Here is an 11,290-nt window from a genome sequence, read left to right as displayed (position 1 = left end):
AGAAAGAGCGATAAGCTCATGTTGAAACTGACGAGATAAAAATATCTCTTGTTTGATTTTGCGAACAAAATCGTTTTTACTCACTCGTTGTTCAGTTTTCAAAGATCAAATATTCTTTTCTTGTTGATTCAGTTTGTCGCCTCATCAACTCTTATATCTTATCATGTCCGAACCAACTTTGCAAGCACTTTTTTGAAATCTTTTTTTTGTAACACTCGCTCGCAATATTGTATTTCTTGGCCGGAATTAGAATATACCATATACATATCCCTTTTGCAAGCATTTATTAGATAAGATCTCACAATGCTTTATTTATTATTTGTTTTCCTTCTATATAGTAGCTCCTTTGTATCTATCTGCGTCTAACTACAAAAAAAGAACCTCTTCCCTTAAACAACATGAAAGAGGTTCTGTGTTCTATATCTACTAATTATTCGGAGCCCATAAAGGCAAAGCGGATCACTACAATAATAGCAAGCACCCACATGAGCCAGTGAATTTTAACTTTATTGCTGGTAAACAGGTTACTAAACACAGCCAGCACAACGTAAGACAGAATACCAGCAGAGATACCATTCGCGATTCCACCTGTGAAAGGCATCAGCACGATGGTCAAAAATGCAGGAAACGCCAACAGGAAGTTATCCCAGTCGATATTGCGAACCTGACTCATCATTAGGACCCCAACGATAATCAGAGCTGGAGCAGTAGCGGCAGAAGGCACAACCAGAGCCAACGGCGCAATAAACAGGGCCAACAAGAACAGAACACCTGTCGTTACAGCAGTCAGTCCGGTACGTCCGCCTTCTTCTACCCCTGCTGAGCTTTCTACGAATGCTGTAATCGTACTTGTACCCAATACTGCACCAGTACTTACCCCAACTGCATCAACCAGCATCGCTTTACCGATAATTTTCTCGCCTTTTTTCTTATCTTTCATTATACCCGCGCGTGTAGCCGTACCTACCAAGGTACCGAACGTATCAAACAACTCTACAAATGTGAAAATGAAAATGATATCAAACAGACCGATATGCAAAGCTGCTTTCAAGTCTAACTGACCTACAGCCAAATTACTGAAATCAGGAATCCAGTTGCCTGTTGTCAAGCTACTCAAATTTGTTACTCCCATCGGAATACCGATTAATGTAGTAGCTACGATCCCAATCAGCAATGCACCTTTGACCCGAACGACCATCAGTGCTGCGATAATAAGCAATCCGATTAGCGCCAGCAGTGCATCCTTTTGATGTACCAGACTTCCCAGAATCAAATTAAACGCATGCCCCGGAACCGGTTGACCAACATCTGTCCCTGGAACGATGCTCACCATAACCAGATTACAAAGCTTGAAGCCGACAATCGTAATAAACAAACCGATACCCACTGTAATGGCTGTCTTTAAATTTTCCGGAACTGCAACAAGCAGCATCTGTCTTACTCGTGTCACGGTTAAAATCAGAAAGACGATACCGGATATAAATACAGCGCCAAGTGCCGCTTGCCAAGTAATCATGCCATTGGAACTCAGGACTACAGTCATAAAATAAGCATTCAAGCCCATCCCCGGCGCCATGCCGATCGGCACATTAACGAATAGCCCCATCAGTATGGTAACCAAACCTGCACCTACCGCCGTCGCAAAAAAGACAGCTTCACTGGGCATACCTGCTCCAGTCGGACCTAAAAAGGTATTGTTGACCACCAGAATATAAGCCATGGTCATAAAAGTAGTAATCCCCGCAATAATCTCTGTGCGGACGTTCGTGCCATGTTCCTTTAATTTAAAGAAACGCTCCATGAGTCGTAATTCCTCCTACGCAAAGCATACTCGTATTGTTGTCGTTCGTTTGAAGTAATATTCGCATTCATATGCGCTATATTATTACATTCGTTATTTTAGGCTCTCACTTACTGCTTGTCAACAGAAAAAGCGAATGTTACAAATTGAACACATATGTATTGTTCGGAAAACAGAAAACCCGCAAGCTATTATGCAGCTGACGGGTTATCATTTAGAGGAATCAGATATTTTTGTACTAATCAAAGGCATTCGCTGAGTCCGGTATATTTTCCAGATAAACGATAGATCAAGTAGTGAAAATAATCTTCTAAAATCTTCATCGTGTACAATTCCTTTCGTGCTGTATATGTGTATGCGTCCTTATGAGAAGGTTATTGCAATTTTACCAACAGCGTGGTGGGTTTCGCTTAAAGCGTGTGCGTCATACAAACCTTTTTGTGAAAAAGGAAACGTAGCTCCTACTACCGATCTTACTTTCTTTTGCTCCAACAGATCGGCAATTTCCTGTAGTTGCTGTCCGTTGGGCTCCAGCCATATATTTTTGGCCGTTACGTTGTACTCCTTCACCAGCTCTTCGTCAAAATTGCTGACAATGGATATGATCCGTCCGGTATCCTTTTTCACTACCTTAAAGCTGTTCTTCTGAACATCCCCGCCCATCGTATCGAACACGACGTCCACATCAGATAAAACTTCCTCAAAACGAGTTGTACGATAGTCAATGATTTGGTCGGCTCCCAATGAAGCAAGCAATTCATGATTACGCTCACTGGCTGTAGTAATGACATAGGCTCCGGCTTGTTTGGCAAACTGGATAGCAAACATACCTACGCCACCTGCACCTGCGTGGATTAATACTTTTTCCCCTTTGGTCAGTTGACCATGTGTAAAGAGCGCCTGCCAAGCAGTCAACCCCGCCAAAGGTACAGAAGCGGCTTCCTCCCAAGAAATTGAGGCGGGTTTACGTGCCAGCAGATGATCATCCACCAAGGTATACTCGGCATAAGTACCGAATCGGGTGGTGTCCGGACGTGCAAACACTTCATCTCCCATTTTCCAATCGGTGACCTCGCTGCCTACTTCCGAAATAGTACCGGCTACATCCCAGCCTAAAATAATCGGGAACTCCCAATCCATCATTTGTTTTAAGTAACCTTCACGCAGCTTCCAGTCAATTGGATTGATGGAGGTAGCCGCCACTTTGACTACAACCTGGTGAGCCTGTGGTGTAGGAGTAGGCTCTTCTCTTTCTTTCAATTCATCCTTGCTTCCATACTGATCTATAACGATGGCTTTCATATTCATTTCCTCCTCGCACATTTACATATTCTTTACATTGCTAGACATACGCTGTAGCACATCTGTCAAAACCACAATTTCCTCATCTGTAAACTTACATAGCAGCTTTTCCTGAAAGGCTTGTCTTTGCTCTGACAAAACTTGCAGCTCTTGAACCCCTAATTCGGTCAAACGTATATAGGTCACACGCTTATCCTGCTCTTTTTTACTACGAAAAATCAGACCTTCCTCTTCCAGCCTTCTCAGATGTCGGGTCACTGCTGCACCATCCAGAACGAGCAGATGTTGGAGCTCTAGCTGACTTAGTTCCTGACGATGATCAATATGATACAAAATTTCGACCTTGGTAAAACTGGTTTTTAATTGTGCTTCAAAAGCGTTATTCATTTCTTTACACAAAAGATGCATGCGATAAAACAACTGGCTTCTTTCAGAGCAATGTTCGATGACAAACCCTCCTTCTAATGCTTGACCCATCAATTGATATATCAAGTATTATACACCGTCACTAGAAATAAACAAGTCTGAGACAAGTATATACAAATCCTACATTCACAAAAAAAAAGCTCAAGCTAAGCGGATAGCCTGAGCATTCTAGAACTTGTAGTTAGTAGGGTCATTCAATAAAACGATGAAATGGTCCAAATTACAGTGTATTCATAAATCCGATAATACGGGCCGCCATCCGCTCGTGGCCTGCCTGATTCGGGTGCAGGCCGTCAGGAACACCATTTTCCCCTGTAAAGTACATTTGTTTATGTACAGGCAATAGTGGTTGAATTCCGGTGATATTCCACAGATCGCAGCACGGGAAAGAATAAAGTGAGGCCACTTCTCTCACAGCCTGTGCATACGCGCTATAGACTTGACCAGTAATGGCATTAGGCAGATGCTCAGGAACCGTATCACTTGATCCGTGAGGCGGAGTCAAAAAGACGATCAGCTTGTCCGGATAACGGTTAATTAATCCTTCGGCAATATGCTTGAGCGCACCATAAAACGTACGCGTTTCTGTCGATGGCGTATTCAAGCTACCGAACGATATTTCTCCCATCGAAAAATCGTTTCTCCCCCCCATAAAAAAGATCACGTTCGCATGAGGGTTCATTTTCTCATAACGCTCACACATCGGTTCAAAACCGCCACTGGCTACACTGCTGCCGGATATGCCGTGATTCTCAAAGGTTAGGAATCCCAGTGCGCCGCTCACAAGGTGGGGGTAAGGCTTTTCTCCATCACGCAATTCATATCCAAACGTAATGCTATCGCCCAGAAATACAGCATGGCTGCCTTGGTATTTGCCTTGATTGATTGTCATTCGATGTCTCTCCTATCTATTAGATCGTATTGTTGATTTCGATAAATTTATGTTCAATCGCTGTCATTTCGTGATTTGGACGAGAGATTAAATATGTATCCATGTAGCCGAAGGTTGGGGGAGTGGGCAAATAGGATGTTACTTTGAATTGCCGCGCAAGCCTTTTAGACATAAGGGTGATTCCCATTCCCATCAAGGCAAATTCCACCATCGTATCAAACACACCGACCTCCACCACCTCGCCATGGGTCAATTGCATGTCCTGATACATCTTCTTTAAATGCGTTAGGTACAGGCAGCCATCCGACAATATGATAATAGAAGCTCCTTGCAGCACCTGTTTGAGATCCGAGCCTTCATGTATACCTTTCCCCACCAGCACCAGCTCTTCACGGCATATTTTTTGATAATGAATATACGGGTTGGTGGGATAGCCTGTGACAAAAGCAATATCGAGCTCGCCGTCGAGGATCAATCGCTCCATTTCCGTGGTGGTTCCGGTTTTTAATGTAACCGAGGCCTGCGGGTACAGCTCGTATACCTTCGTAAGCGCCCTTGTTGTTTCCCCCGCAACAATGGACTGCATCGTACCGATGCGCAGCTTTTCCTCCTGCGGTCTCATTTTCATCTCCGTGTCTTGCCATAGCAACAACATTTGCTTGAACTGAGCATATAGGATTTCTCCTGAAGGTGTCAGCTCCATACCACGGGGCTTTCGGTAAAATAACGCTGTGTCGTAATGAGCCTCCAGCTTCTTTATTTTGGCCGTCATATTCGATTGCAGGTGATTCAACTTTTGAGCTGCTTCTGTCAGGCTTCTCAGCTCTGCCACCGAAACAAATGCCTGCATATTTTCAATATCCATCTCTTCACCTCCCATCAAATAAAATGATATCTATATCATAAACAAGCATTATTATTTATGAGTTAAATGTATTATATTGGCCTTGGATGCTATTTTCCACCCTCATTTTAAAAACTCAGGAGGTATGGCAACATGATCAAAAAGAAGATTCGTGTAGGTATCGTAGGAGGTTCGATGAATAATAAATGGGCCAGTCAAACGCATATTCCGGCTTTGCTCAAGCACTTGAACCTGGATATCACTGCCGTCGGTACCTCTCGTATGGAGAGTGCGCGACAAAGCGCAGAAGAAGTAGGCGCGGCACTGGCTTTTGATGATGCCAAAAAGCTCGCAGCTTCCGAGGATGTGGATATGGTCGTGGTGAGCATAAAAGTTCCCCATCATTACGAGGCGGTGATGGCGGCAATTCAAGAGAGAAAGCATACTTTTTGTGAATGGCCCTTGGGGGCAAACACTGCGGAAGCTGCTAAAATGGCCAAGGCGGCGGAATTGGCAGGCATTCATCATACCGTCGGCTTGCAGGCACGACAGGATCTTGAAGTGCAAACGATGAAAAAACTCGTAGAGGGCGGAGAGATTGGTGAAATTATATCCTGTCATATGCAAGTAGCTACTCCCGGCAAAGGAGGACAAGTAAATCAAGACACTGCTTATTTGCTGAATAGAGCCAATGGGGCTAATCTGCTCACGATTAATGGCGGGCATTCCCTGGATGCGCTGCAATACATCGTTGGCGAATTCCGCGAGCTATCGGCCATCACATCATCCTGCTATAACGAAGCCACTATTCAGGAAACGGGTGAAGTCATTTCCAAGGATACAGCCGATCAGATTCTGATTCACGGGCTGTTGGAAAAAGGAGTACCGGTATCTGTTCACATTCAAGGTGGGGTGAATTCTAAGTTTGAGATAGAGATTCAGGGGAAAAAGGGCATTTTGCGTTTGACACAAAATCCTTCGCTTGGGCATGTTCAATTTGGGAATCTAACGCTCGAAAAACTTGTGTACGATCCAAGCAGTACGCAGAGTCATGGTCCTAATGGCGCTTTTGAACAAATAAGTATAACTAGAGAGCCTGATACAGGCCCGGATTTCCCAAAACAAGGGGTAACCCTGAATGTAGCCAAGGCTCATCATGTATTTGCCGAGGATATTTTGACGGGCACCCGTCTCGCTCCTGATTTCAACCATGCCTTAAAGCTGCATCAGCTACTAGACCGCATTGAGGAATCGGCTGCAACCGGGAAAAAGATTGTATGGTAAGGTAGAATTATAAAAAAAGAACATTCAGCACCACGATACATGTGGAATTGAATGTTCTTTAATATTGTAATCAGTTAAAATCCTACTCCACTCGATGGTGGTAATGCAGTGGACTTCCCTCCAGAAAAATTACCTTTTTTTAATGAAGTCATGCATTCTCGACTTTTATCCTATCACCTTCAACCAAAATAACTTCCGCGTTGCTGATTGGATATAAATTTAATTGGCTGCCATATTCCTCAATGATGTCCTCCACCGCTTTTTTAAACGGGATGTTCGTATGATGGGGGACTGGATAGAATTCAATGACCCCTAGCGCAGCAAAGGAATCTAAAGCAGGCGCCTCCTGCACATCGTCCATAAGTTGAACATATTCGATATTCGGTGATAAAATCAACGAACCTGCAGATTCGCCTATATACAATTTCCCTGCATTAACTTCTTCAGCAATGATTTTGTCAGCCCCGGTTCTTTTTAACTCTTGAAGCAAATAAAATGTGTTGCCTCCGGTAATATAAATATAGTCATTCCCTCTAATTTTACTCGCTATTTCATCCCAGGTTGCTGTGCTTATTTCGATTTCATCCACGACTAATCCTAAATTCTCTAATGCTTTTTTTCCTGATTCCACATAAAACTTAACTTTCTCTGGAATACTTGCGGTTGGGATGAAGGTGACTTTTTTTCCTTCCAAGTTTTCACCGACGAAATGGACTAACCATGGTGCAACATCCTTAAATGAGGACGACAAAAATAATTTTTTCATCTCTTTATTCTCCTTAGAACAGCGTTTAATGAAATGGGATATGTAACACTTTATTCTAGGTATATTATAAAATATATTAGTATCAAAACATGACACCATTGGAGGATAACATAAAAAGCTTGAAGCTGATAAAGTCATATAAAAAAGAAGACATTATTATTGAATAATATCTCCTCTTTTCCAACCTCGTATCCGTTGAAAATAACTGGGGTTCCTTGATTTTGACCCATAAAATACTCTCTTCCCCGCTCTCATTTTGAGTTGGGAGCAGATGTTCGACCTTGAATCCGTAAAAAAGACTCCTGCCGCACAGCGATATTTCGGCCGATGCGGAGGAGTCCTGATGTTGTATTGGTGAATCACAAAAGGTTCGTGATTACAGAGCGGGAGTTCCCGCGTTTATTCCCACTCAATCGTTGCTGGTGGTTTGGAGGTGATATCGTACACGATGCGATTCACGTTATCCACTTCGTTTACGATACGTACCGAAATTTTCTCCAGCACATCCCAAGGGATACGTGCCCAGTCGGCGGTCATACCGTCGATGGAGGTTACTGCACGAATACCTACAGTGTAAGAATACGTACGAGCATCGCCCATAACGCCAACACTCTTCATATTCGGCAAAGCGGTGAAGTATTGCCAGATTTCCCGGTCCAGACCGGCTTTAGCAATCTCCTCGCGCAAAATGTAATCCGACTCACGAACAATCGTTAGCTTGTCCTCTGTCACTTCACCCAGCACACGAATGGCAAGACCCGGACCTGGGAATGGTTGACGCCATACAATCTCAGCTGGCAGTCCACATTCTTCGCCGACTTTACGCACTTCGTCCTTGAACAGGGCATTCAACGGCTCGATCAGCTTGAACTTCATGTTCTCTGGCAAACCACCCACATTATGATGGGATTTAATGGTCTGTGCCGTTGCTGTTCCGCTCTCTACAATATCCGTATACAGCGTACCTTGTGCCAGGAAAGTAAAATCATCAAATTGAGAAGATTCTTCCTCGAACACATAGATAAACTCGTTACCGATGATTTTACGTTTTTGTTCTGGATCATCGACTCCTGCCAGCTTGGACAAGAAGCGCTCACGTGCGTCAATTTTGACAACTTTCATATCAAATTTACCAACGAACGTCTCCATTACACTTTCGGCTTCACCTTTGCGCAGCAATCCATGGTCAATGAACATACACGTCAGTTGGTCACCGATCGCTTTGTGAATGAGCATCGCTACAACGGAAGAATCCACGCCACCGCTTAAGGCACACAATACTTTCTTGTCGCCTACCTGTTGACGAATCTCACGAATCTGATCTTCGATGAACGACTCCATGGTCCAGTTGCCTTCACAACCGCACACTTCATAAAGGAAGTTGCTGATCATCTCGTTACCTTGAACGGAATGACGTACCTCTGGATGGAATTGCACCGCATACAGATTCCGCTCCAGGTTACTCATCGCGGCAATCGGTGCACTCTCTGTTCCTGCATCCAGTGTAAAGCCAGTCGGCAGATCTGTAACGTGATCCCCATGGCTCATCCATACGGTTTGAAGAGAATCCAATCCTTTAGCCAAGCGAGCATCCTGATTGAATTGCACGTCTGCTTTGCCATACTCACGCTTGCCCGCACGTTCTACCTTACCATCCAGTTGGTGAGCCATCAGCTGCATGCCATAACAAATACCAAAGATAGGGATGCCAAGATCATAAATTGCCCGATCCACCTGAGGAGCATTGTCTGTATATACGCTGGAAGGTCCGCCTGAGAAAACAATCCCTTTTGGCGCCAGCTCTCTCAGCTTCTCCGCAGGCGTATTGTATGGAAGGAGCTCGCTATATACGCCGAGATCCCGAATTCTTCTTGCGATTAACTGGTTGTATTGTCCTCCAAAATCAAGAACTACAACGATTTCATTAGGCTTATTCATTACCGTGCCTCCCTCAATTGTTCGTTTCATTATACGCAACGATAAAACAAGACGTCAAGAAATCAACCGGAGTTGAGTGGGCATGAAAAGATTGTTAAAATGAATTGATTCTAAAATACTCAATCTGTTCGTAGGAGTGTAAACGATGGATGTGCTGAAGTGGATCGCGCAATTGTTCGAAGAATACGGCTACGGCGTCCTTTTTTTTGGCTTGCTGCTTGAGTTTATTGCTTTACCATTTCCCGGGGAAACCACAATGGCTTATGCGGGATATCTCTCCTATGCCGGTACCTTGGATTTCGGTAAACTGGTGCTACTAGCTTTTCTGGGCACAACCCTCGGTATGACTATTACCTACTTTATTGGAAGATGGGCTGGACTCCCCTTTATTCAGAAATACGGTAAATGGGTTTTGTTATCGCCGGACAAGCTTCAGAAAACACAAAAATGGTTCCAACGATATGGATACTGGCTTATCTTCCTTGGATATTTTATCCCCGGTGTCAGGCATTTTACCGGTTATTTTGCCGGGATTATTGCTCTTTCTTTCCGTAAATTTGTCTTGTATGCTTACAGCGGCGCTTTATTCTGGGTCATCCTCTTTCTAAGCATCGGCAAGCTATTTGGTCCCCAATGGGATGCCATTTTCCATTTGGTAGAGCTGTATGCGCTGCGAATTGCGGGAGTCGTCGGGTTCATAATCCTGCTGTATATTATTTACCGGTGGAGAAGCTTCCTGTTTAGCTCGCTACGCAAATCCGAAAAATCGGTGAAAACCAGCAACAAGGATGACTTGAAGTAGTCAAACTCCTGCTGCCTTACGGCTACGAATCCTTGCATAATACATCGAAATCACGATAGATATCACCACAAATCCCGCGCCTCCAACCAAACCCAACATACGCGGCTCCATCATTTCAATCGCCACCCCTGCTCCAAACATAGACAGTCCGATGATACCTTGGCTCCACGCCGTCAGCATGCCCAACAATGGACCCTGTAAATACAATGGGGTCTCCCGCATTAATAATGTATCCAGACAAATGGCCCCTACCCCGCCAGCCAACGAAATTAAGAAGTAAATAGCAACCGCTGCCCATGCGTGATAAATACCGCTTAATCCCATAAGTAAAATCCCCTCCAACAAAAGGCATACCAGTCCTCCCTTCAACAAAGAACCACTGAATAAATGTCCTATTGCATAGCTGGCAACCAGACCCGCGCCCAAAGCGGCGTAAAACAATCCGATTCCGGCATCTCCCAGCCTGAATTCCTGCACTGCATATACACTAATCAGAACATTATCAATGCCATTGAGCATGGGAACCAGCAACTCAAATGCAACAACAACTTGGAGAGGAACGGATGCACGAATACAGTCCAACATTCGCGATCTGCTCCGGTTTGGATCCTCCCTGCTTATTTTCTCCTTCATGACAGGTGGAAATGCAATATTGCGAACGATCAAACCTGCGGCAAAAAAACTTGCTGCGTTCAATATAAATGCAGCTTGTGGTCCAAAGAGAGCAGATATGATGCCTCCGGCAGCAGCACCAACGACCAGCACCAGCCCGCTCATCACCTGCTCAAGACTGTTCACCTTCAATAATTCGGAGGGATGAACAAGCAGCGGAATGGATGATTTACGAGCAGGAGCATACAAAGCTTCTCCGCAGGCTAGCAGGGTACTGACTCCATAAATGATCCATATGTCCTCAGGACTATGAACACTTAAAAAGGCAAGGGCTGCCAAGCCTCTGAAAAAATCCGTGGTCATCATAAGCATACGCCGGGATATGCGGGTAATAAGCACGCCCGCCACAGGTGACAGGACTAAAAAAGGAATCACCCGCAATCCCAGCATGATACCCACACTGAATCCCGAACCGGTAAGCCGATAAATTAAAGCCAACAAAGCGATCTGACAGAATCGGTCTCCCATTCCGTTAATGATACCTGCGGCAAATAACTTCCTGTATTGCCTATCTACCATTTTAAATCAACTCCGATACTTAGGATTCATTTATTATACATAAA

10 protein-coding genes are annotated in these 11,290 nt (G+C 44.3%); 2 read left to right on the top strand and 8 right to left on the bottom strand.

The genetic code is table 11. From position 1 onward, the window contains the following. Nucleotides 1-430: 430 nt before the first annotated feature. From NLX73_RS22580 to NLX73_RS22560, 5 genes are all read right to left on the bottom strand, one after another. A complete protein-coding gene (locus tag NLX73_RS22580; RefSeq protein ID WP_023987039.1) occupies nt 431-1,801 on the bottom strand; it encodes an NCS2 family permease in 1,371 nt (456 codons plus the stop codon). A gap of 363 nt (nt 1,802-2,164) precedes the next feature. Continuing rightward, nucleotides 2,165-3,103: an NADP-dependent oxidoreductase gene (locus tag NLX73_RS22575; protein WP_254327393.1), complete on the bottom strand. Its 939-nt coding sequence runs from the start codon at nt 3,101-3,103 to the stop codon at nt 2,165-2,167. A 21-nt stretch (nt 3,104-3,124) separates the two neighbouring features. Next, nucleotides 3,125-3,595 carry a MarR family winged helix-turn-helix transcriptional regulator gene (locus NLX73_RS22570; protein ID WP_250267461.1) on the bottom strand — a complete coding sequence of 157 codons (471 nt, stop codon included), beginning with the start codon at nt 3,593-3,595 and terminating at the stop codon, nt 3,125-3,127. Between the two features lie 154 nt (nt 3,596-3,749). Further along, nucleotides 3,750-4,421, bottom strand: coding sequence for an SGNH/GDSL hydrolase family protein (locus tag NLX73_RS22565; RefSeq protein WP_254327392.1), 672 nt, complete (start codon nt 4,419-4,421; stop codon nt 3,750-3,752). 19 nt (nt 4,422-4,440) lie between these two features. Next, nucleotides 4,441-5,286, bottom strand: a complete 846-nt coding sequence (locus NLX73_RS22560; RefSeq protein WP_254327391.1) for a LysR family transcriptional regulator — start codon at nt 5,284-5,286, stop codon at nt 4,441-4,443. Nucleotides 5,287-5,418: 132 nt separating this feature from the next. Here NLX73_RS22560 and NLX73_RS22555 point away from each other — a divergent pair, with 132 nt between their 5' ends. After that, on the top strand, nt 5,419-6,549 hold the full coding sequence (locus NLX73_RS22555) for a Gfo/Idh/MocA family protein (RefSeq protein WP_254327390.1): 1,131 nt from the start codon (nt 5,419-5,421) through the stop codon (nt 6,547-6,549). Nucleotides 6,550-6,697: 148 nt separating this feature from the next. Here NLX73_RS22555 and NLX73_RS22550 read toward each other — a convergent pair whose 3' ends face one another. Continuing rightward, a complete protein-coding gene (locus tag NLX73_RS22550) occupies nt 6,698-7,315 on the bottom strand; it encodes a peptidase E (protein WP_254327389.1) in 618 nt (205 codons plus the stop codon). A 399-nt stretch (nt 7,316-7,714) separates the two neighbouring features. Further along, nucleotides 7,715-9,253: a glutamine-hydrolyzing GMP synthase gene (guaA, locus tag NLX73_RS22545; RefSeq protein ID WP_254327388.1), complete on the bottom strand. Its 1,539-nt coding sequence runs from the start codon at nt 9,251-9,253 to the stop codon at nt 7,715-7,717. A gap of 145 nt (nt 9,254-9,398) precedes the next feature. Here guaA and NLX73_RS22540 point away from each other — a divergent pair, with 145 nt between their 5' ends. After that, nucleotides 9,399-10,055: a DedA family protein gene (locus tag NLX73_RS22540; RefSeq protein WP_254327387.1), complete on the top strand. Its 657-nt coding sequence runs from the start codon at nt 9,399-9,401 to the stop codon at nt 10,053-10,055. On the opposite strand, the gene NLX73_RS22535 is transcribed toward NLX73_RS22540, so the two are convergent. Further along, a complete protein-coding gene (locus NLX73_RS22535) occupies nt 10,056-11,246 on the bottom strand; it encodes an MFS transporter (protein ID WP_254327386.1) in 1,191 nt (396 codons plus the stop codon). Nucleotides 11,247-11,290: the final 44 nt, after the last annotated feature.

The organism is Paenibacillus sp. CH40 (assembly GCF_024213605.1).
Lineage (GTDB): Bacteria > Bacillota > Bacilli > Paenibacillales > Paenibacillaceae > Paenibacillus > Paenibacillus polymyxa_B.
The sequence above is the reverse complement of the archived record's forward strand: the minus strand, read 5'-3'. Positions and strand labels throughout refer to the sequence as shown.